Annotated in this window: 18 protein-coding genes; 15 read left to right on the top strand and 3 right to left on the bottom strand. The window is 41.8% G+C overall.

All coding sequences use genetic code 11. The features are described from left to right. Positions 1–80: 80 nt before the first annotated feature. Positions 81–674 carry a riboflavin synthase gene (locus tag MMU07_RS15325; RefSeq protein WP_241126836.1) on the top strand — a complete coding sequence of 198 codons (594 nt, stop codon included), beginning with the start codon at positions 81–83 and terminating at the stop codon, positions 672–674. Between the two features lies 1 nt (position 675). Here MMU07_RS15325 and MMU07_RS15320 read toward each other — a convergent pair whose 3' ends face one another. The 3 genes from MMU07_RS15320 to MMU07_RS15310 all read right to left on the bottom strand — a co-directional run bounded on the left by MMU07_RS15320 (position 676) and on the right by MMU07_RS15310 (position 3015). Then, positions 676–1269 (bottom strand): phosphatase PAP2 family protein, encoded by a 594-nt coding sequence (locus tag MMU07_RS15320; RefSeq protein WP_241126834.1) that lies wholly within the window; start codon positions 1267–1269, stop codon positions 676–678. A 200-nt stretch (positions 1270–1469) separates the two neighbouring features. After that, on the bottom strand, positions 1470–2369 hold the full coding sequence (gene hemF / locus MMU07_RS15315) for an oxygen-dependent coproporphyrinogen oxidase (protein WP_241126833.1): 900 nt from the start codon (positions 2367–2369) through the stop codon (positions 1470–1472). 19 nt (positions 2370–2388) lie between these two features. Then, positions 2389–3015: a beta/alpha barrel domain-containing protein gene (locus MMU07_RS15310; protein ID WP_241126831.1), complete on the bottom strand. Its 627-nt coding sequence runs from the start codon at positions 3013–3015 to the stop codon at positions 2389–2391. 81 nt (positions 3016–3096) lie between these two features. Here MMU07_RS15310 and MMU07_RS15305 point away from each other — a divergent pair, with 81 nt between their 5' ends. The 14 genes from MMU07_RS15305 to MMU07_RS15240 all read left to right on the top strand — a co-directional run bounded on the left by MMU07_RS15305 (position 3097) and on the right by MMU07_RS15240 (position 23056). Continuing rightward, positions 3097–3783, top strand: coding sequence for a hypothetical protein (locus MMU07_RS15305; RefSeq protein WP_241126829.1), 687 nt, complete (start codon positions 3097–3099; stop codon positions 3781–3783). Continuing rightward, on the top strand, positions 3770–5416 hold the full coding sequence (locus tag MMU07_RS15300; RefSeq protein WP_241126827.1) for a S8 family serine peptidase: 1647 nt from the start codon (positions 3770–3772) through the stop codon (positions 5414–5416). Before MMU07_RS15305 ends, MMU07_RS15300 begins: the two co-directional genes overlap by 14 nt. A 57-nt stretch (positions 5417–5473) precedes the next feature. Then, a complete protein-coding gene (gene rpe / locus MMU07_RS15295; RefSeq protein ID WP_241126825.1) occupies positions 5474–6124 on the top strand; it encodes a ribulose-phosphate 3-epimerase in 651 nt (216 codons plus the stop codon). Positions 6125–6279: 155 nt separating this feature from the next. Then, on the top strand, positions 6280–6774 hold the full coding sequence (locus MMU07_RS15290; protein WP_241126815.1) for a hypothetical protein: 495 nt from the start codon (positions 6280–6282) through the stop codon (positions 6772–6774). Positions 6775–6874: 100 nt separating this feature from the next. Continuing rightward, positions 6875–7861, top strand: a complete 987-nt coding sequence (locus tag MMU07_RS15285; RefSeq protein WP_241126806.1) for a hypothetical protein — start codon at positions 6875–6877, stop codon at positions 7859–7861. A 92-nt stretch (positions 7862–7953) separates the two neighbouring features. Further along, the gene (gyrA, locus tag MMU07_RS15280) at positions 7954–10434 is read left to right on the top strand and encodes a DNA gyrase subunit A (RefSeq protein ID WP_241126804.1); all 2481 of its coding nucleotides are present in this window, start codon (positions 7954–7956) and stop codon (positions 10432–10434) included. Positions 10435–10491: 57 nt separating this feature from the next. Continuing rightward, the gene (locus MMU07_RS15275) at positions 10492–11700 is read left to right on the top strand and encodes a tetratricopeptide repeat protein (RefSeq protein ID WP_241126802.1); all 1209 of its coding nucleotides are present in this window, start codon (positions 10492–10494) and stop codon (positions 11698–11700) included. Positions 11701–11828: 128 nt separating this feature from the next. Next, entirely contained in the window at positions 11829–12983 is a 1155-nt protein-coding gene (locus MMU07_RS15270) for an acyloxyacyl hydrolase (protein WP_241126800.1), read from the top strand. 120 nt (positions 12984–13103) lie between these two features. Next, positions 13104–13523 (top strand): PH domain-containing protein, encoded by a 420-nt coding sequence (locus MMU07_RS15265; RefSeq protein WP_241126798.1) that lies wholly within the window; start codon positions 13104–13106, stop codon positions 13521–13523. Between the two features lie 278 nt (positions 13524–13801). Continuing rightward, a complete protein-coding gene (locus MMU07_RS15260) occupies positions 13802–16258 on the top strand; it encodes a PIG-L family deacetylase (RefSeq protein ID WP_241126796.1) in 2457 nt (818 codons plus the stop codon). A 94-nt stretch (positions 16259–16352) separates the two neighbouring features. Next, positions 16353–18059: a sodium:solute symporter family protein gene (locus MMU07_RS15255; protein ID WP_241126794.1), complete on the top strand. Its 1707-nt coding sequence runs from the start codon at positions 16353–16355 to the stop codon at positions 18057–18059. A 253-nt stretch (positions 18060–18312) separates the two neighbouring features. Continuing rightward, the gene (locus MMU07_RS15250) at positions 18313–19383 is read left to right on the top strand and encodes a TolB family protein (protein WP_241126793.1); all 1071 of its coding nucleotides are present in this window, start codon (positions 18313–18315) and stop codon (positions 19381–19383) included. Positions 19384–19652: 269 nt separating this feature from the next. After that, complete coding sequence (locus MMU07_RS15245) at positions 19653–22358, top strand: phosphoenolpyruvate carboxylase (RefSeq protein ID WP_241126791.1); 2706 nt, start codon at positions 19653–19655, stop codon at positions 22356–22358. Positions 22359–22690: 332 nt separating this feature from the next. Next, the gene (locus tag MMU07_RS15240; RefSeq protein WP_241126789.1) at positions 22691–23056 is read left to right on the top strand and encodes a DUF2200 domain-containing protein; all 366 of its coding nucleotides are present in this window, start codon (positions 22691–22693) and stop codon (positions 23054–23056) included. The last annotated feature ends 29 nt before the right edge of the window (positions 23057–23085 follow it).

The following is a 23085-nucleotide window of genomic DNA, read 5'->3' as shown; positions in this document are numbered from 1 at the left end:
GGGATAAATTGGCTTAATTTGAAGCCAAAATAAAGCTTTGCCGCTTATTGTCTGAAATATTGACCCTTAGATTTAAAAATATGTTTACAGGAATTATTGAGACCTTGGGAACAGTCACCGGTATCACAAAAAATGGAAGTAATGTCCAATTTGATATAGCATCTGCGATCACTTCTGAGCTCAAGGTAGATCAGTCTGTCGCGCACAATGGTGTCTGTCTCACGGTTGTTGCAGTCGAGGGGGATTGCTATTCAGTGACTGCGATTGATGAGACCTTGAAAAAGACGAATCTTAAATCTTGGGCTACAGGCAAAAAAGTAAACCTTGAGCGCTGTATGCCTGCCAATGGAAGGTTTGACGGTCATATTGTACAGGGACATGTGGATCAGGTGGGTAAAGTGGAGAGGATCGTCGAGCAGGATGGTTCTTGGCTTTTTGATTTTTCTTATGACCCTAATACTGGAAATGTGACAGTTGAAAAAGGCTCTATTACCATCAATGGTACCAGCTTGACCTGTTTCAATTCAAAAAATGGAACATTTACGGTTGCCATCATTCCCTATACCTACGAACATACCAATTTTCATGAATTGGCAGTAGGGGATGAGGTCAATCTGGAGTTTGATATTATCGGTAAATACATTCAAAGGATTATCCGGGGTTATGCAGACTGACTCAGTCTGTTTTGATTTTATCAAATCTCCCCTTCATTTTGAATAGAGTATAGGTGTAACTGAATAGACGGTACCCTGCCATTCCGCTGAGTATCCCGACTATGGCACCTACCAATATGTCCCCGGGATAATGCACGCCGAGGTATATTCTGGTATATGAAAAAAACACTGCCCAAAGGAAAAGCCATCTGACAGCAGGAAATTTGAAAGAAAGACCAAGATACATGGCTGTAGCAATGGCAAAACTGTTAGCCGCATGTGAGGAAGCAAATCCGTACATTCCTCCGCATTTGCCATAATTGTGGATCATGCCATTGATCAGGACATCGTGACAGGGTCTTAACCTTTCAAAAAACGGCTTCATCAGCGCGGAGGTGATTTGGTCAGCAAGCAAAATGGCAAATAGGACCCCTAAGATTACCCACCAACCTTGTTTGCCATAAGCTTTCCAAACAAGGAAAATCAAAAAAATATAAAGCGGAACCCATGGTAGTGTCTGGGTAAAGAAGTACATGATCGGATCCATAAAATCCAAGTGGTATTGGTTTAGCCACAAAAAAAGAGCTTGATCCCATTCACTGATTTTTTCTAGCATGTTTTTCTTAGATTCGAGATCTTTTTTACTGAGTAAGTTTTAAAGGACCTGTCCGATGACGGCTGACCGATGTAACCTGTTATCTAACCTATGACCCGACTTTATTAACCAAATAACCTTTAACCAATTAATCAAATAACCCAACAACCAATAACTCAATAACCTAGTAACCAATAACTTATTAACCCAACAACCAATTCCTATATATTAACCCAATCAATTTCCTTTTTGAGGTGGTCCAAGGTGAATGCTTCTTTAGATCCTACTTTAGGTTGATGCATGTATTCCCAATTGGCCATCGGCGGCATACTCATCAGTATACTTTCCGTTCTCCCATTGGTGTCGAGCCCAAATTTGGTCCCTGCATCCCAAACGAGGTTAAATTCCACATACCTTCCACGACGGAGTGCCTGCCATTTTTTTTCATTCTCGCCATAGGTCAGAGATTGGTTTTTGGACATGAAGTGTCTGTAGACTTTTGGGAAAAGGTAACCTACAGATTTGACAAAGTTGAAAATCGAACCCATTTCCTCAGGCTCATTGGCAGTCAGTCTGTCGAAGAAAATCCCTCCAATACCCCTTGTTTCGTTACGGTGTTTGATATAAAAATACTCATCAGCCCACTTCTTGAAATTGGGGTAATAGTCAGGGTTTGATTGGTCACAGGTGGTTTTTACCTGTCGGTGAAAGTACTTTGCATCTTCGATATCGACATAGTGGGGAGTAAGGTCGATCCCCCCGCCAAACCACCGGACACCATTGCTCATTTCTAAATACCTGATATTCATGTGGATAATCGGTACCATGGGACTTTCCGGATGGATGACTATGGATACACCTGTGGCATAAAAGTCTGCCTTTTCCAGATTGAGTTTTTGCAGGATTTTGTCCGGGGTAGGCCCTTCCACTGCGGAGAATGCCACCCCGCCTTTTTCTATGACATTGCCATTTTGGATGATTCGAGTCCTTCCGCCCCCACCTTCCGTCCTAGTCCACTTGTCTTCTTGGAATTTTCCTTTGCCATCTTCCATTTCCAATTCCTGACAGATATGGTCTTGAATGTCCATGAAGTCGCTCGTGATTTTCTCTTTCTCTAGCATTTTTCTATTCCAATTCAGTTTAATCTTCTACTTCTAGTACTTCCAAGATTTCTGCCAACTGGTCAAAATCCTTCAAGCCTGGCTTGATCTCGTCACTTCCTTCGAGGGCTATTCCTTTTACCCCTGTGGTTTCCAACAAGTTTTTGACTGTCTCAGGCTCAATTCCAAATCCGAGAAGTACTTCTGCAGTAGAGGCGAGAATTTTTAGTTTTTTAAGGATAGAAGCATTTATTTCAAGCGATTCAGAAACAAGGTATAGCATCACACCAAAATCCTTAAAAAATTCTGCTTTGGCAATCAGCCCATCTAAGTCATCCTCTGAAGCCAATTGTTTTTTCAATATGATTCCGTAAGAGGAATTGACCAACATTCTCAGGTAGGTTTCTTCTTGGATTTCTATGAAGTTTATTCCTTGGTATGTATTTAGAAGTCCAAGGATTTTTTCGGGATGTGCGCTTTCAAATTCGGCTACAAAATCAAGGCCTGAAAGCCAGCCGGTGATTTCGTTGAATTTTTGGGGAGAGGTGAAGTTTTTGCTGTTTTCTTCGAGGTCAAAACCGATCATGTTGACATACATGCCCGCACAGTATCTTGCGTCAGAGAGGTTGGTCACTGTACTTACTTTAACAAACGAATGGAGTGCCATGCTAAGATTTGATGATTTTTGTATGCTAAGGTAGAAATTTCAGGTTAAAATAGTATTTTTGTGAATGTCTATAACTCGCTTATGCTTAAGGTTCACCCACTTTACTTTCTTAGCTTATTAGCTTTTTTATTTTCATGTACCGAGACTGAGAAGCCCAAAGCTGATTTTGGCTTGGATTATCAGCCTTTAGAAGTTGGTCTTTTTTGGGAATATGAGGTTGCTGAAACCATCGTATTTGGCGAAAGTGACGAGGAGAGCAGTACCTTTTTTCTGAAAGACAGGGTAGATTATACCTTTTTCAATGTGGAAAATGAATTGGTATATGTTGTCGTCAGAGAAAAATCTACCGATAGAACAAATTGGTCTGCGGTAGGAAGTTATACCCTGCAATACCGCAATTTTGCATTGGTAAGAAACTTTGAAAATAAAAAAACCGTTAATTTGGTGTTTCCGCCCGAATTGGACAAAGCTTGGGACTCCCAAATATTCAATTCCGGTGATCCTGATGAATACGAAATTTCATTTCTTGGGAAAATGGATGTGGGCGATCAGTCATTTTCAAAATCCCTAAAGGTTCTCCAAGAAGAGGAAGATGATGAAATCACTTTCAGGGACAACAGGTATGAAGTATTTGCTAAGGGTATCGGATTAGTGGAGCAATATTATGAGGTATTTACCTACTGCTCGAGAAATGATTGTCTTGGACAAATGTTAGTCGACTCCGGAAGGCTTACCCATTTGAAAATTATAGCATATGGTAGACTTTAACAGGCTTTTGCTTTCATTATTTTGTTTTTTTGTGGTTTCCGTTTCATTCGGGCAAAATAGGTACGCGGTATATTTTAAGTACAAACCGCAAGAATCATATTCTTTGAACCGCCCTTCAGAATTTTTGTCTGCCGCTGCAGTGGCAAGGAGGGAAAAGTTTCAAATCCCCGTGGACAGCCTTGACCTCCCACTTGCAGCCAAATATATTACTGAGATAGCCTCAAAATCAAATAAAGTGCTTTATCAGATCAATTGGTTTAATGCAGCAATAGTGGAGGCAAGTCCAGAAAATGTCGCTGACATCACCTCGCTTCCATTTGTGGAAAAGGTGGTTTTGGCTGCTCCGGGTGGCAATTCAAGTGGAAGAATCAGCAATGGGTTCAGTGCCAAAACAGGGGCTAGTGTTCCATTGAATCCTGGTTCTAAAACAGAGGCATCACCCTATAGTTTTCAAAATGACCTTTTGGGCATTCCTGTGATGCATGGTGAAGGCTTCAAGGGAAAAGGTATTACCATTGCGGTTTTTGATGCAGGATTTCCGGGAGTCAATACCATTTCAGCTTTTGCCCATTTGTTTTCCAATAACCAAATAGTGGCGACAGGTGATTTTGCCCATATTGGAAATACCAATGTTTACAAATTCAACCAACATGGGACTAATTCACTATCCTTGATTGCTGCAAATCAGGAGAACCTCTTGATTTCAGGAGCGCCTGATTCCAAGTATATTCTTGGCATCACGGAAGATGTGCCAACCGAATACAGGATAGAAGAATACAACTGGGTTCGCGCTGCTTCTTGGGCCGATAGCCTTGGTGCTGATATCATCAGCAGTTCTTTGGGTTATTGGGATTTTGATGATCCTAGTATGGATTACTCCAAAGAGGATATGGATGGCAAGACGGCGACGATTACCAAAGGAGCAAGTGTTGCTTCTAATAAAGGGATTTTGGTCGTGACTAGTGCGGGTAATTATGGCTCAAGAGGTCCGGCTTCGATCGTTGCCCCTGCCGATGCAGCAGGGATTTTAGCTGTCGGTGCGGTCACTGCTCAACTTGGGAGAGCAGGGTTCAGTTCACAGGGCGCCACCGCCGATGGAAGATTCAAGCCTGATGTGGTGGCATTTGGCAATAATGTGCAGCTCATACGTTCCAACGGGACTTTGGGGCCTTCAAGTGGGACATCTTTTTCGGCGCCGCAGATTGCGGCATTGGCAGCAGGATTATGGGAAGCGCGTCCGGATTGGACCAAAGATGATTTGATAAATTATATTCTCAAAAGCTCCAGTCAATATGAAAATCCCGATAACCTTTTGGGTTATGGCATCCCCGATTTTTCAAAAGCATATTATGGGGAGATTTTGAGTGTACTTACTTTGGGAAAAGAAAGTGATTTTAAGATTTACCCTAATCCTCTGAATGGAGGAGATCTATTTATTCAATTTGGAAAAGGATTGACTGGAGAATTTTCACTTTTTGATGTCAGTGGCAAAGAGATTCAAAGGGTAGAAATCCAGAGAGTATCTGTTTCCCAGCCATTTGAAATCAGACTTCCTGAGATTCCAAAAGGGATGTTTTTGGTGCAGATGCAGTCGGGCAGAGAAATCAAAAGGACAAAATTGTTGAAAAGGTAAGGAGCCAAAGGGATTTTTTTATTTCCTTTGCAGGCGATTCTATAACCCAACATCTTCATGTCAGTTAAAATTGCACCTTCTGTCCTTGCTTCTGATTTTGCTAATATTCAGAAAGAAATCGAAATGCTCAATGCTTCAGAGGCAGATTATATCCATGTGGATATCATGGACGGAGTGTTTGTTCCCAATATTTCTTTTGGGATTCCGGTGACAGAAGCCATTAATAGACATGCCAAAAAGCCTTTAGACGTGCATTTGATGATCGTTGACCCTGACAGGTATTTGGAATCATTTCAGAAAGCAGGGGCGCATATCATTTCTGTACATTTAGAAGCCTGCAACCATCTCCACAGGACTTTGCAGGCGATTAAAGGTCTAGGTTGTAAGGCTGGTGTTGCCATCAACCCGCATACCCCTGTCAGTTTGTTGGAGGACATTATCCAGGATATCGATATGGTCTGTATCATGTCAGTCAATCCGGGGTTTGGTGCCCAAAAATTTATTGAGCATACGTATCAAAAAGTTTCACAGCTGAAGTCTTTGATCTATAAAAGAGGCACTTCGACTTTGATTGAAATCGACGGGGGAGTGAACCTGAAAAACGCCCCATTGCTGATAGCAGAAGGAGCGGACGTCTTGGTGGCTGGGAATTTTGTTTTTTCTGCAACAGATCCTATTCAGACAATCCGTGAGCTTAAAGGTCTTTAAATGAGGGTTTAGCCCTTATTCCTTTTATAATTGATATTTTCCATTTAACATTTTTTAGGGTATTCTTTTTGGAGATTGGGTTGTTTTCATGAGCTCAATACCCTTTATTGAAAGTTGATTCAATTTCAAATTATTTACCAAAACCCCTTTACAAGATGAAAAAAGTGTTTTTATTGGCTTTCCTATTCATGGGAATTATGAGTGTGAGGTCTTTTGCGCAAGAGGCGACTGAGGAAGTTACAGAAGAAGAAATTTTGAAATTTGCGACAATGGAGGAATCCGTTGCAAATTTTTTGGCTGAAAAACAGGAGGAGCTTGTGGAGATGATTAAAGGGGATTCAACCTTAGGCGGTGCGGCGAGATATAATGAAATCAAGGCCGCTTGGGGCAAAGAAGATAAACTAGCGGAAATAAAAATTACGGAAGCTGAAAAGGCAGCATTTCAAAAAATCCAGGACTTTATGGATTCTTTGGGCGAGTCAGTCAAAAACTACAAAGTTGATTTTATCAAAGATGCAGAAAAATTGGGTGCAGCTACCTACAACAAAGTCATGAAGGCAAAAAGTGCCGATCCAAGTATTAACGAAAAAATCAATTCCATGATTGCGGCGCTCAAAGAAAAGCGTGCTGCCGAAGATGGGAATGTTTAACCGGTCAAATCGGCAAGACCCCTAAAGGCTTCCATTATTGGAGGCCTTTTTTGCTTTAGTCAAGGTATTGTTTTTAATTTCGGTATCGTTAAGTACATATATGAAGAAACTACTTGCATTGATTTATATTTTGTTTTTGGGACTGCATTTTGCCCATGCCCAAGATGATGATATTTTTGGGATAGACTCCAAGGCCAAATCCAAGACCAGAAAGAGTCAAAGTAATATCGGTAATGTATTCAGGAACGCTATCGGGAATTTCAGTTTTGAAGTCTTTACAGGAGGGGCTTTTCATACCAATAAAATGGTTTTCACTTCCCTGTCTCCTTCCTTATATCCTATCACCCAATTCCAAAATATAGAAGTGCCTCAGCAAGTCACTGCGGAGGATACCCTTACTTTTTCAGGAAATAACTATGCTATTCCGGTCAATGCTGCCGTTAAGATCAATCTTTTCAACACCCTTACACTTGGTGCCGGTTATGGGAGGGAGTTTGGGCAGATGTCAAATCTCCGTTCTGGAGATTTTGAATTTCAGTTTCAGCAGAAAAGCTATACTTTGGACAGGGCTTTTGGTTCGATAGGTTTGGTATTGTATGATGCCAATAAGAGGGCCAAATTTTTAAGGTGGAGGTACAGGGCTTTTGACTCTAACAACATCATGATGCAGTCAGAAATGAACCAGAGAATCAGACAGATTTACCCTTGGCGATTTACTGCTGAAAGCGAGTTTGGGAATGTGTATATGAGGAGAAACTTCGATCCATCGATCAATACCGATAACCAGTCTTTTTACAATATTGCTTTGCGTGTTGAAAAAGAATTTTCTGAATACACCAGGTTTTTTGTTAAAGCAGGGGCGGAATTTAGAAACTACAACTACCAGACTGAAATCAATGAGGAATTCCAAACCATTGGTCAAAATCTTTTTTTTGCACAGGTAGGATTGTCGATTAGCCTTCCAAGTACAAAAAGGTGTAAAGTTCCTGGCTGTGGGGTAGTAATGAAGCACTTGCACAATGGTGTAGAGTACCGGGGCAGTTCTATTTTTCAGCTTCAAAACCGCAGGGTGGGACAGTGGTATTGATGTCAAATCAAAACCTGTCCCAAGATCGCATTCCCTTTTTAAAACCGTATTCTTTTTATTAACTTGCAGGCTTATTGATCACCTTTTAAAATATGGCGCAAGGAGAAAACGAGAATATAATCCCTATTACAATTGAGGATGAAATGAGAGGGGCGTACATCGATTATTCGATGTCAGTTATTGTTTCAAGAGCCCTTCCGGATGTTAGAGACGGACTCAAACCGGTTCACAGAAGGATACTTTTTGGTATGCAAGAATTGGGTGTGATGCATAACAAGCCCTATAAAAAATCTGCAAGAATAGTCGGGGAAGTATTGGGTAAGTACCATCCCCATGGTGACTCAGCTGTATATGAGACCATGGTCAGGATGGCCCAGCCTTGGTCCTTGAGATATCCTTTGGTAGATGGACAGGGAAACTTCGGGTCGGTGGACGGAGATAATCCTGCTGCGATGCGTTATACCGAAGCAAGGTTAAAAAGAATTGCTGAGGAGTTACTTATTGATATCAACAAAGAAACCGTCGATTTTCAGCTCAATTTTGATGATTCCTTAAAAGAACCCGTTGTATTGCCTGCCAAAATCCCGGCCTTGTTGCTTAACGGCACTTCAGGTATTGCAGTCGGTATGGCTACCAATATGGCCCCGCACAATCTCGGGGAGGTTGTAAGTGGCATTATCGCATTTATAGACAACAGAGATATTACCATCGCCGAATTGATGGAATTTATTATTGCTCCGGATTTCCCTACCGGAGGGATCATTTACGGGTACAACGGCGTGAAAGCAGCTTTTGAAACAGGCCGTGGACGTGTAGTTGTAAGAGGCAAAGCAGAAATCGAAACCAAGGATAACGGTAGGGAAGCAATTATCATTACCGAGATTCCATATTTGGTCAACAAGGCCAATATGATCGAAAAGACTGCTGCACTGATCAACGAAAAGAAAATAGACGGCATCTCAGCCATCAGGGACGAATCAGACCGTCAGGGCATGAGGATTGTATATGAGTTGAAAAGAGATGCGATATCAAGTGTTGTTCTCAACAACCTTTACAAGCAAACACAGCTTCAGACCTCTTTTTCGGTCAACAATGTCGCTCTCGTCAAAGGAAGACCTCAAACACTCAACCTTAAAGACATGATATTCCATTATGTCAATCACAGGCATGAGGTAGTCATTAGGAGAACAGAATACGAACTGAGAGAGGCTGAGAAGAGAGCACATATCTTGGAAGGCTATCTGATCGCATTGGATCACTTGGATGAGGTGATTTCTTTAATCAGGAGTTCCAGGGATCCTGAAACAGCCCGAAACGGATTGATGGAAAGATTCAGCTTGAGTGAGATTCAGGCACGTGCCATTTTGGACATGCGATTGCAGCGTCTCACCGGCATGGAAAGAGAAAAAATCCAGGATGAATATAATGAGATCATGACCTTGATTATTGACCTAAAAGATATTTTGGGCAGTGAAGAGCGCAGGATGCAGATCATCAAGGACGAACTCAATGAAATCAAAGACCGGTACAATGATGCAAGAAGGACAACCATCGAGCATAATGCCGAAGATTTTAGCTATGAAGATATGATTCCTAATGAGGAGGTAATTATTACCGTTTCCCACCAGGGGTATATCAAAAGGACAGCTTTGACGGAATACAGGTCACAGGGAAGAGGAGGCGTAGGCTCAAGGGGAGCGATCACCAAAGAGGATGATTGGACTGAGTACCTTTTTACTGCTTCTACACATAATTACCTGTTGATTTTTACCGATCTCGGTAAATTATTCTGGCTCAAAACCTATGCAATACCTGAGGGTGCAAAAGCCACAAAAGGAAGGCCGATCCAAAACCTGATCAATATTACCTCAGAAGATAAAATCAGGTCCATCATTCAGGTGGGAGATTTGAATGATATTGATTATATCACCAATAATTATTTGGTCATGGTGACCAAGAAGGGAATTATCAAGAAAACCAATTTGGAACAATATTCCAGACCGAGAACAAACGGAATTATCGCCCTGAATATCAGGGAGGATGATCAGTTGCTCCGGGTCGATATGACTAATGGTGATTCCCACATCATCATTGCAGCGAAATCGGGCAGGGCGGTACATTTCCATGAGTCTACAGTAAGGCCAATGGGAAGAACGGCTACAGGAGTAAAGGCCATTACGTTAAGTGATGTTAAAGACGAAGTGGTTGGCATGGTATGTGCTTCCAGGGAAGATGCCACACTTCTTGTGGTTTCCGAAAAAGGGTACGGTAAGCGTTCGCTTATAGAAGAGTACAGGATAACCAATAGGGGTGGAAAAGGGGTGAAAGCCATGAATATCACGGAAAAGACAGGTTATCTAGTAGCGATCAAAGAAGTAGTAGATAGTGATGACTTGATGATTATCAATAAATCAGGGATTACAATCAGAACTCCAGTGTCTGAATTGAGAGTGATGGGTAGGGCTACACAGGGGGTCAGGTTGATTAAATTAAGCGAAAGTGATGAAATTTCGTCAGTCGAAAAAATCACTAGGGAAGAAGAGGATGAGGTAGAAGCTGCACCGGAATCATAATCCAATACTTATAATTGAACCAATACAGAACCAAATAATTAGAAAAAAAGAAAACAAATGAAAAAGGTAATCTTATCAATAGCATTGGTTGCATTTGCGACAGGTGCTTTTGCCCAAAAGAAAGTCGTCAGTGCCGCGGAAAAGAACTTCAAAAAAGGAGATCTTGAACTAGCTTTAACAGAGATTGATGCAGCACTTGATAATCCTGAAACAAAGGATAACCCTGAGACCCCACTCCTTAAAGCGAGGATTTTGACCAAAAAATTTGGTCAGGATTCCTCCAATGTGGCCTCTACAGTAGAAACAGGAAGAGCAGCCCTCGAACAATTTACCAAAGCAATGGAAATGTCGGGAAATGACAAAGAAAGTAAAGTAGGTAAAGAGGTCTATAAAGAAGAAATCCCGGATTTGGGAGAAAATTTCAGACCCTATTCTATCAGGACTTTAAAAAATTCAGCATTTGAAAAGGCCATCGTCACTTATGAAAATGAGGACATGGAAATGGCTTATGAGTTTTTTAACCTGATGTCAGATATAGACCCTACTGATACCACAGCTTCCTTCAATGCAGGTTATATTGCCAACGATATTGGTAATTACGAAGATGCCAAAAAACAATTCAAAAAACTGATTGAGGTAAAAGAGTATAACAAGCTAAGCGCGTATTACCTTTTGATTCAGATAATCAGCGGTGAAGATAAAGAGCCGGAAGAGGCTTACAAATATGTGACCCGTGCAAGAGCGGATTATCCTGATGACAAAACCCTTTCAGAATTTGAAGTGCAGTTGCTGCTTCAAATGAACAAAATGGATGAGGCAATGGCATCTGTGAAAGAGGCTTTGGTTTCTGATCCTAACAATGCAGGCTTGTTGTTGAGATACGGTTATCTGTTGGAACAATCAGGTGATAAGGCAGGTGCTTTGGAGGAGTATAAAAAATCCGTTGTGGCAGACCCTAATTTCTTTGAAGGTAATTATTATACCGGAGCCATCTTCTTGGATCAGGCAAGGGAAATTTTATCCAAAATCAATGATTTGACGGATGATGAATGGGAAAAAAATGCTCCTACAATGACCAAACAGGCTGAAGGTTTGTATGCTGAATCAGTTCAATATTTCGAAAAAGGTTTGTCTTTAAGACCTGATAATGTGGAAATAATGGAGATTTTGTACAATGTACATGTAAGATTAAAAAACACCGCCGAGGTTGAAAAATACAATAAAATGTTGGTCGCCAAACTCGGGGCTGATTGGATGGAAAAGTAATTTCGAATCCATAAGGACAACTTAAAAGCCGTCATTTTTGACGGCTTTTTTTTGTTGTGCATCCTGATTTTGTTTCCTGAAAATTAATTTTCATTTTTAGCGCTTGGAACTAAAAAACAGTCTTTCAAATGCCTGTTAATCCCCTGATTAGATTTTGGTTTTTCTTTTTGATTTTTTCTTCGGGATTGGCTTCTGCTTCCGATAACCTTGATTCCATTCCCAAAAATCCCAAATTTCAAAAACATCTAAGTCTCCTTTTGGAGACTGGACCTATGATTCCCAAAAATACGGAGTGGGGTCAATTCATAAAGAATGGTTTGGAATATAAAGCGATAGACTTCAGGTTGGGGTTCAGAAATACAAGAAACAATCTCTATAATAGGATTTACAGGTACCCAACTTATGGTATTGGACTTTATACTGCGACTTTCAAGAATGATTTTATAGGCAAACCCAACGCTGTTTATGCCTATGCTGACCTTCCATTTTCCAAATCTTTTTTGAAAGGCAGGTTGAGTTACAGTTACTTTTTTGCATTTGGGTTGGCCTTTAACTTCAAACCATATGATCCTGACTTCAATCCTACAAATCAATTTATTGGATCATATAGAAATGGTTACGTCCATGTTGGCTTTTCTATGCGATATGCGATTTCCCCTTGGTTAGATCTAGATACTTCCTTTGGATTAAAGCATTTTTCAAATGGCTCAATCAAAAAACCTAACTCTGGCTTAAATTTTATCCCATTTTCAATAGGCCTCAGATCGACCTTAAACCCTGCTGTTTTCGATAGATCAAACCTTTCGGACATTCCTAAATACATCCGAAACAGTCATGTGAACCTATGGACTTCAGTTGGTGCCAAAAACTATGAAATCGGGGGGGATATTTACCTGAAGTGGGGGTTCAGTGCCAATTACCTCAGGCAGACAAATTACAAACTCAGGTACGGTCTGGGACTTGATATGTTTTATGCTGCCAATGGTTCATTACCGGGAGATTGGGGCAAAAGTGGATTTATGGACAAAGCATCCTTCGCACTTGTCGCATCTGGAGAATGGATGTTGAAAAAGAATTTTTCCATTCCCCTGGGAATAGGGGTATATATGCACCGCAATTATTTCAATGACGAGCCTAGCATTTATTATGAAAGGGTAGGCATCAGGTACAGGTTCTCAAACCAACTGTTTACCGGCGTCACCTTGAAGGCGCATGGGTTCAAAGCTGATTTTTTTGAATGGACAGTAGGGTATTCAATTTTCAGGGATAAGAATTCGTATTGAGTTTACAGCGCTCGGTCTGTAGTCTATAGTCAGTACCATCAGCAGGAAATGAACCTTTAGCAAAGAATCAGTTTGGGTCAAGTGTAAAAAGACATGCCGTTTAATATGGACAGTTTAAAAATGAAGAAAATATATAAATCAAAAATCGGACTTGAATTAGTAATCCCTATTGCCCTTATATTAGGGACTGTTTTAGTTTTGACCATAATAATAGAACCAAGATGGATAGGATTAGCAATTCTTTTACCTGTAATCCTCTTTGTTGTTCATGTGTTTTTGACGACAAACTATACAATAGAAAGTGATAAACTAATTATTAAATGTGTATTTTTGTTTAATAGGACGATTGACATTAAAACTATAAAAAAGATTACCGAGACTAACAATCCGCTTAGCTCGCCTGCGACTTCGCTTGACAGAATTGAAATAAATTATGGCAAATTTGACTCAATAATTATTTCACCAAAACATAAGACTGAATTTATCGATAACATCTTAAGGTTAAATTCAAATGTGGAAGTAAAGTTCAAGAAGAAATAAAATGAAGCATGTGACACTACAAGACAATATTAAGCACTAGCCACCAACAGCCGTTTTGCAATAGCAGGGGTATCCTGCTTCTATGACCGTGAATTGCTTGATTCAAGCTTTATGAATCTAGTGAAGTTTAGTGCTGAAAATTTCCACCTTCGCAAAATGGCAAAACGGTAACCATAATAATTATTAAGATATTTTAACAATGGGCAAAACCCACTGGTATAAAAAACAGTTTTTTTTGCTAATTGCTTACCTTACATTTTACCCAAATTTTAAAAAACATGAAGAATCAAAAGTGGTGGCTATTTTGCTTATGTTACCTTTTTACAGTTCCGATTTTTGCGCAAGCCAATCCTTCCTCCCAGCTATACCATAAACTGCTCAGATTTCAGGAAACCAAACGGATATTGTTTGTTGCGGCGCACCCTGATGATGAGAATACCAGACTGATTGCTTACCTAGCCAATGCCGAACATGCGGAAGTGGCTTACCTTTCGCTGACGAGAGGAGACGGCGGACAAAATCTGATCGGTAGTGAATTGGGTATAGAATTGGGCATGATCCGTACTCAGGAACTTCTGAGAGCGAGGGAAACTGACGGTGGGAGGCAATTTTTTACCAGAGCCTTGGACTTTGGATTCAGCAAAAACCCTGACGAAACTTTCAACAATTGGGATAAAAAGAAACTCCTTTCCGATGTGGTTTGGATCATTCGGAAGTACCAGCCTGATGTGATTGTCAACAGGTTCAACACCATTCCCGGTACCACGCACGGTCACCATACCAGTTCAGCCATGCTTTCTGTAGAGGCATTTGAACTTGCCGCTGACAAGAATGCCTTCCCCGAGCAACTCAAATATGTTTCCGTATGGCAGCCCAAAAGTGTCTTTTGGAATGCTTACAATTGGGGAGGGCAATACGAACCCGAAGAAGGAAAGACCTACCATAAGTTTTTGGTGGGAGAATACAATCCTCTGTTGGGGACAACCTATTCCAAGATTGCCGCTGACAGCAGGACCATGCACAAATCCCAAGGCTTCGGATCGACCTCCCAGATTGGTCAAGGCAATGACTTTATAGAACTGATCAAAGGTTCTCCTTTTAAATCACATCCTTTTGAAGGGATAGACAGCCGTTGGAATGAACTTCCCAACGGGGCAGAAATCACCAAGTCCATTGAAGCTGTGCTTTCCTCCTTTGACTTTATCCAACCTGAAAATAACCTGCAAGGCTTGCTTAAAATCAAGGCTTTGCTTGATACCCAAAAATCAACCGCGGTTTGGCTGACAGAAAAAAAGGTGCTACTCGATGGATTGATCTTGGAAACTCTAGGCATCAAAGGAGAATTCAATATCAAGAAAGAAATAGGCTATCCCGGCGAAAAAATCAATGCTGAATTTGTTTTCAATAACCCTGCGCAAAGTGTCGTGAAAGTCCAATCCTTTGACGGTACACTTTTTGAAACCCAAATTGCGAAAGAGGCTAGTGGCAATATTCCGGTAACTGCCCCTGTTGAAATTCAAATTCCCAAGGACTATCCCGTTTCTCAGCCATTTTGGTTAGAAAAACCTTTGGATGGAGCCTTGTTCAACATCACCGAACCTGAAAAAATCGGAAAACCCAACAACAGCCCAAGTATCTTTGGAGTAGTGTCCCTTGAAATTGATGGGCAGAAAATCAGGATGGAGCTTCCTCTCCAATACAAATACAATGATCAGGTAGACGGCGAGATCAAGCAGCCATTTACTTTGGTACCAGAGGTCAATGTGCACCTGGATAAAGCCAATCTGTTTTTGGTGGAAGGTGCCGAGCATAAACTTCATGTGGAGGTGAGTTTCAGGGATAAGATTTTGGATGGGGAACTTATGCTTAAAGGCTTATCTCCTAGCCAATATCGAATCGTCAGTGTAGGCAAGGATGATAGGAGAAAGAGGACACTCTACACGATTGATATCCTGGATTCTGACCAAGAGAAAAAACAGGTTTTGGTCACCTTCCAAAGCAAAGACGGCAGGGAATTCAACTTGGATACCAAGCGGATCTCTTACAAGCATATTCCCAACCTGACGTATTTTACCAGTACTTCTTTTGGACTTGTCAAGGCAGAGATGAAAGTTTCAGGCCAAAAGATCGGTTACATCAATGGTGCCGGTGATGATGTGGCTGAAGTACTTAAAAACCTTGGCTATCAGGTGAGCATTTTGGAGGATTCTGATATTCAAAAAGACAGGCTCAAGGCCTTTTCCACGGTTATCATTGGCATCAGGGCATTCAATGTCAATCAGGCACTCGCTTCCAATGTCGATCAGTTGATGGAATATGTAAAAGAGGGAGGAAATGTAATCGTCCAATACAATACCGGTTCTCCTTTGCTTACCAAAGACCTTGGTCCGTATCCGTTTGTGATATCGAGAGAAAGGGTGACAGTAGAAAATTCACCGATTCAGGTAGATTATTCCCATCCGGTTTTGGCAGGGCCCAATAAAATTACCGCTAAGGATTTTGAAGGATGGGTGCAGGAAAGGGGACTCTACTTCACAGCAGATTGGGATCCAAACTACAGTGCGCCAATTGCTTTTCAGGATCCGGGAGAAAAATTTTTTGGAGGCTCTTTGATCCATACCAAATATGGTGCGGGAACATATACCTACTCCAGTATCTCCTGGTTCCGTCAGTTGCCGGCAGGAGTGCCCGGTGCAGTCAAGTTATTTGTCAACCTTATTGAGCAAGGGAAATGAAAGGTAAAATCAACTGGAACAACTGGTACATAGGCTTGATGCTGACCCTGGGTGGTTTGATTTTGTTTTTTTACTGGCTAACCCACCACTTCGCATGAGTGCATTAGACTGGATTGTACTTTTCGGAACCTTGTCGGCCATCGTTGGATATGGAGTGTATAAGACGAGAGGGAAGCAGGATATGGATAGTTATATCAGAGGGAATACCAACATGAATTGGTGGACGATCGGGCTTTCTATCATGGCGACCCAGGCCTCGGCTATCACCTTTTTGAGTACCCCAGGCCAAGCCTATGAGGACGGGATGCGCTTTATCCAGTTTTACTTCGGATTGCCTTTGGCGATGATTATCCTTTCGGTCACTTTCCTTCCGATCTATTACAAACTGAAAGTGTATACTGCCTATGAGTTTTTGGAGACAAGGTTTGACCTGAAGACAAGGACTTTGGCAGCGTTTCTTTTCCTCGTTCAAAGGGGTCTTGCAGCAGGGATTACGATCTATGCCCCGGCGATTATACTTTCGACTTTGTTGAATTGGAACCTCACCTTCACCTGCATTTTTATCGGGGTGCTGGTGATTATATACACTGTTTCCGGCGGTACCAAGGCCGTATCAATTACCCAAAAACAACAAATGGGTGTGATGATGGGGGGAATGCTTTTGGCAGGAATTCTGGTCATCTACATGCTTCCGGTGAGGTTTACCGAAGCCTTGCATGTGGCGGGCAAAATGGAAAAACTCAATGTGGTCAATTTTGAGTTTAATTGGGCGGACCGCTATAATTTTTGGTCAGGGATGACCGCAGCGCTATTTCTTTTTCTTTCTTACTTTGGGACTGACCAATCTCAGGTGCAGCGCTACCTTTCCGGCAGTTCGCTGACGCAAAGCAGGATGGGGCTGATGATGAACGGCCTGCTGAAAGTACCGATGCAGTTTATCATCCTCTTTATCGGGGTGATGGTATTTGTATTTTACCAATTCTTCCAACCTCCTGTCGTGTTCAACAAGCAACAGACCGAGCAATTGGAAAACAGCGCACTGAAGGAAGATTACAGGTTTTTGCAGGATGAGTTTACGCAGGTTTTTCAGGAAAAGAACAAAGACATCCAAGACCTTCTGAAAGCCGTAGAGGCGGAAGATGAAGCCGGTATCGCCATGGCGAAGGACGGCATCCAAAAGAAAAGCCAATACCAGGAAACCATCCGAAATGAAGTAAAAGACCTGATTGTCAGAAATGATGCGGCTGCAGTAACACGGGACACCGATTATATCTTTATGCGGTTTGTGATGGATTACCTGCCTAAGGGCATTATTGGGTTGCTTTTTGCGGTGATCTTTAGTGCAGCCATGTCTTCTTCTGCGTCGGAGTTCAACTCCTTAGGAACGACCACGACGATCGACATGTACAAGCGCTCTATTGTGAAGAATGCGAGTCAATACCATTATATGGTTTCTTCTAAGTGGTTTACGGCGATTTGGGGCGGGTTTGCGATTCTGTTTGCCATCTATGCTTCCCTGTTTGAAAACCTGATCCAAGCCGTCAACCTGCTCGGTTCCCTCTTTTACGGGACGATTTTGGGGATATTTCTTGTCGGTTTTTATATGAAATGGGTGAAGGGTCACGCAGTATTTATCGCTGCCTTTATTTCACAGGCTTTGATTCTCTTGATCCACTGGAAAAACGGTGACTCGCTGTTGGGGATCCCGATCGATATCGGATTTCTTTGGTACAATGCGATAGGCTGCTTTTTTGTGATGGGATTTTCGACGGTGATTCAGTTGTTTTTTGCCAAAAAATAGAAGAACCAATGAAGAATGATGAATTCATAATTTTGAATTCATCATTCATTTTGACTTCATTATTGGAAGAAGGTACGGAAAAAAAATTCCTTTAAGAATATCAGGTGGGAAATCCCCGAGCCGATTTCCTTTCTGCCTTGTAGATTTCTATTTTTTTTATATTTTTAGGCAGATGCGTTTGGCCTAACTTTCCGTGAGAATGGTGGCAGGTCAGCCGGTTTTATTTCAAAATGAACAAATCAAATTTTGCATTATGCGTACACTGATAACCCTCAAAAAAGGAATTCTTATTGGTACCCTTTTTTTACTCGAGTTTGTAAATCAGGCAAATGCCCAGACAATCGAGTCATTGATAGAGGAATTGCCCCCTTACTTTTCCATTCTTACCACATGGGGAGTAAGGCCCGAGTGGGATGAAAAATCAGAGAATATCTACTTTTTAAATAAGCTGGTGGGCGATGTGTTCAAAATAAACATTGCTACAAAGGAAGTTTCTCAGGTGACCTCCGGTTTTTATCATGGCGGTATTCATCGGGTTTTGTGTTTATCAAACGGGGATTTGCTTCTTGCCATGGGCTCCAATATTTTTGATGCCAACGACCCGGAGAAAGACCGACATGCAGGACTAGGATTGTATGTGCTTACCAAGGATAAGCCAAATACGCCGTTTCCCTTAAATGCTTTCTGCGATGAGGGGCCTGCGGTTTCCAAAAACAGCATGAAGATAGCCTGGACCCTTCAGGGACAAAGGGAAATAAAAACAGGCGAGATATTCTATGAAGGTGGAATTCCCCATTTGAAAGATGTGCAAACAGTCATTTCTTACCAAGACTCCTCAGCATATGTCCGGCTGGAAACACAGGATTTTAGACCGGCTCTAAATGAGGAACTGATTTACACGCATTATTGGGGAGATGCGAGAGATCAGTATTTCAATTCGCAGGTGTTTGGCTTCAATTTAAAGACAAAAGAAACAACCAAGTACACCGATTTGCCCAAAAGCTACAATGAAGCGGAAGGCATCTTTCCTGACGGCAAATACATGGTCATCGAAAGTGACCGTCACCAGCCTATGGAAGAAAGGAACAAGTACAAACTGGATATTTATAAACTGAAGCTGGATGGCAGCGGTGAGGTCGAAAGACTGGCCGATTTTTCCACCCGGTATTTCAATAAAATCAAATCAGACAATCCTGTGGTGAACAAACAAGGAAATATTATAGCCCATCAGTTTGGTTATCAAAAAGGTGCCGGAGATGGAAGAGGTATATTTTTGTTTGATCTGGAGGGGTATGAAAAATACAAGAAAAGTCCTGAGAAATAAGGATTGGCTATTTGTAGCCATGAGCAAATATGACCAAGTATTTAAAGATTTTTAAAGTTGGGTTTACCTTTTGGTTGATTAGTTGCACAGATAGGATTTGTCAATTTGATTTTTCGGAGTTCGTGATTCCATTTGGCAGAGGCCAATTGTATTTGAAGTTGAAGGATGATAATTAACATAGGAATAAAAAGAAATCCTTGTTTTATAATGACCCGACAACTACTTTTCTACTATTGATTTTTGTCTGCGCAAATTAAAAATCTTGGGTTATGAATACGAAAAAGAGTCCCTTTCAGAATGTCACTGAAAGCAGAAGTTTTTTGATTGGTTGTTATGTCGAGATGCTGTCCCGGATCCATGAACACGACATCATTCCTTTGATCAATAGCCATCCGGAGGATTTTGCAGGAATCGATGACAACACACTTCCCATCGACAAGGTGATCCAATCGCTCAGTATTTACTTTCAGTTGATGACGATGGTGGAAGAAAATGCAGCGACCCAATACCGGAGGAAAATGGAAAACCAAGACGATATTACCTCCATCAGGGGATCATGGGCGGAGGCATTTAAAATCTGGAAAGACCAAAACATCGCACAGGAGGATATGCTCCAAGCCATCTCTCAAGTTAGCGTGACACCGGTACTGACTGCACATCCCACCGAAGCCAAAAGGGTCACCGTGATAGAAATCCACAGGGAATTGTATTTGCTTTTGGTACAGCGGGAAAACGTATCTCTCAGCAAGCTCGAGCAAAATTTGATTGAAGCCAAGATCATCCACCTCTTGGAGAGATGGTGGCGGACAGGGGAGATTTACCTCGAAAAACCGGATATCCGGGACGAAAGGGCAAATACCGTTTACTACTTGAGAAATATTTTTCCGACTGTATTGGAGAAAAGCGACCAACAGCTCAAGGGCTCTTGGATTGCCATGGGATTTGACCCGCATAAAATCAAAAACCCGGATGTTTTTCCCAAAATCCAATTCGGAAGTTGGGTAGGAGGGGACAGAGACGGGCATCCTTTTGTCACGCCGGGTATCACACAGGAAACGCTGTTGTTGCACAGGAATGCTGCCCTTTCGCTGATCAGATCGCAATTGGTGGTTTTGGCTAGCAAGCTTTCTGTTTCTGCCATCAGCAATCCTGTGCCATTTCTTTTGTCGGAAGCGGTAGAAAAAAAATCAAAAGCCTTGGGCGAGGCAGGGGAGAAAGCGATCCGCAGGAATCCTTATGAGCCTTGGAGACAGTATGCGAGTCTGATGCTGTTGCAGTTGGAAAATACCATTTCTGAAAAAAACGCAGATGCTGAGGCCCACTACAGGTCAAGAAAAGCGCTGTCAGATGACCTCAAATTCTTAAGGGAAATTCTCTCTGAAAACGGTTTGCAGGGCATAGCTGAAGATTTACTTTTTCCGATTGAGCGCGCTGTTCATTGCTTTGGATTTCACCTTGCCAAATTGGACATCCGACAAAACAGCGCTTTTCATGACAAGGCCATTGCCCAAATTTTGCAATCCAATGGGGAAAAGGATTATGATTTTGCCAATTGGGGCGAAGAAAAACGGGTGGCTTATCTGAATAAAATACTGGAAAGCCATTCCCTGATCACAGACATTACGGTGTCCTATGGGGCTGAAGCAGACAATGTTTTGGACTGCTACAGGGTAGTCCGGCATCATGTCAATCAATATGGCTCGGAAGGAATTGGTTCTTTTATCATCAGTATGACAAGGAATCTCAGCGATTTGCTTGTCGTTTACCTATTGATGCGTGAGACCCAATTGCTCAATACCCATATCAAGGTGGTTCCCCTATTGGAAACCATCGAAGACCTTCACAACGGCCCTGAGATCTTGGATAAATTTCTACAACATCCCCTCACCCAACAGCGGGATACGGGCATTTCCAACCAACAGGAGGTCATGTTGGGCTACAGCGACAGCAACAAAGACGGGGGAACGATTGCAAGTAAGTGGAACCTGTTCAAAGCAGAGGTAAAACTTGCCGAGGTGGGTAGAAAAAATAATACAGAAGTTTACTTTTTTCACGGAACAGGAGGAACTATCAGTAGGGGTGGAGGAAAGTACCACCGTTTTTTGGAAAGCATGCCTGCCGACACAGTCAACGGCACCATCAAAATCACGGTGCAGGGAGAAACTGTTGCACAGCAATTTGGCAATCCTCTTACAGCCACCTACAACCTCAATGCCCTGACCTCAGGTGTAGCCAAGCAAACTATTCAAGGCAAAAGCAAAACCAAGGAAGCAGCGATTCCTTTTGAAACCATGGAGTTTTTGTCCAAAAAATCATTTGAGCACTACCAGGATTTTATTAAAACACCAGGCTTTATCGATTTTTATAGCAAAGTAACCTGTATAGATGTATTGGAAAAAAGTAAAATCGGTTCTAGACCTGTCAGAAGAACAGGCACCCGGACGCTCGGTGACCTGCGGGCAATTCCATGGGTGTTTAGCTGGAACCTTTCCAGGATTACCATCACCGGTTGGTATGGACTCGGGGAGGCTTTGATGAAGCTGAAAGAAGAACGACCCGAAGCTTTCCATGATTTGAAAAAGATGGTCAACGATTGGACTTTTTTCAAGTTTCTGATCATTCAGACAGAGACTAACCTGATCCTTTCCCATGTGGAGATGATGAAGCTCTATGCGGAACTTGATGGAGATACCGCGGAGAGAGATTTGTTTATGGGTAAGATCCTGAAGGATTATGAAAATGGCTTTAGGCTTATCGGGGAGCTTTTTGAAGAACCTGTTGCTGTCAGGAGGGAAGGACAATATGACAACCTGAAATGGAGAGAAGGCAAACTGAAAATCCTCCACAAGCTGCATATCCACTACCTGAAGCAGTGGAGGGAAATGGATGACAACAGTGCAGAAAAGGACAAGATGCTGGTAAAATTGCTCAGTATGATCAATTCTCTGTCAAGTGGGTTGAAAAATACTGGATAATCTCTTGGGAACTCTTTTCAATTTTTACATAAAACAGCTTCTCTATGCTTACAGAAAATTAGACGTTCTTGATATAGCTACTTTTTTTCTTGGCAAAAAAAGTAGCCAAAAAAGTCAAGACGGCAAAATCCTATCCACGCACAAGGCCAAGGCCGGCCCGGTTCGCCGTCGTTCCCTCCCGCGTCGAAAATTTGAGGTTAAGTTTTAAGGAAGAGATTTCAAAAAAAATCAGGTAAACACACCTACCAAAAATTTGTAAGTTTTTAAAACCTGCCATTATCCGGACAGCCATTATTAAATTTGAGAAAGAATTTCACTAAAACTGAAATCCAATGAAAACAACTCCCGAACACGATGAGCGAGTGGCAAAGATGACATTTGCCTCGGTATTTCCCCACTATATCACCAAAGTAGAGCGCAAAGGCAGGACAAAGGAAGAACTGCTTCAGGTCATCACTTGGCTGACGGGTTTTGATGAAGGTCAACTCCAGAAACTGATTACCGAGAAAGTAAGCTTTGAAACCTTCTTTGAGAAGGCCACTTTGAACCCCAATGCAACACTTATCACAGGCGTAATCTGCGGTTACAGGATTGAAGAAATTGAAAATCCTGTCACCCGACAGGTCAGGTATATGGACAAGTTGGTCGATGAATTGGCCAATGGGAAAAAAATGGAAAAGATTTTACGGGTTGGGTGAGGAGTTCCGATTCCACATTTATTTATATG

The sequence above is a fragment of the Cognataquiflexum nitidum genome (genome assembly GCF_022538055.1).
In the GTDB taxonomy this organism is placed as follows: Bacteria; Bacteroidota; Bacteroidia; order Cytophagales; family Cyclobacteriaceae; genus Cognataquiflexum; species Cognataquiflexum nitidum.
The sequence above is the reverse complement of the archived record's forward strand: the minus strand, read 5'-3'. Positions and strand labels throughout refer to the sequence as shown.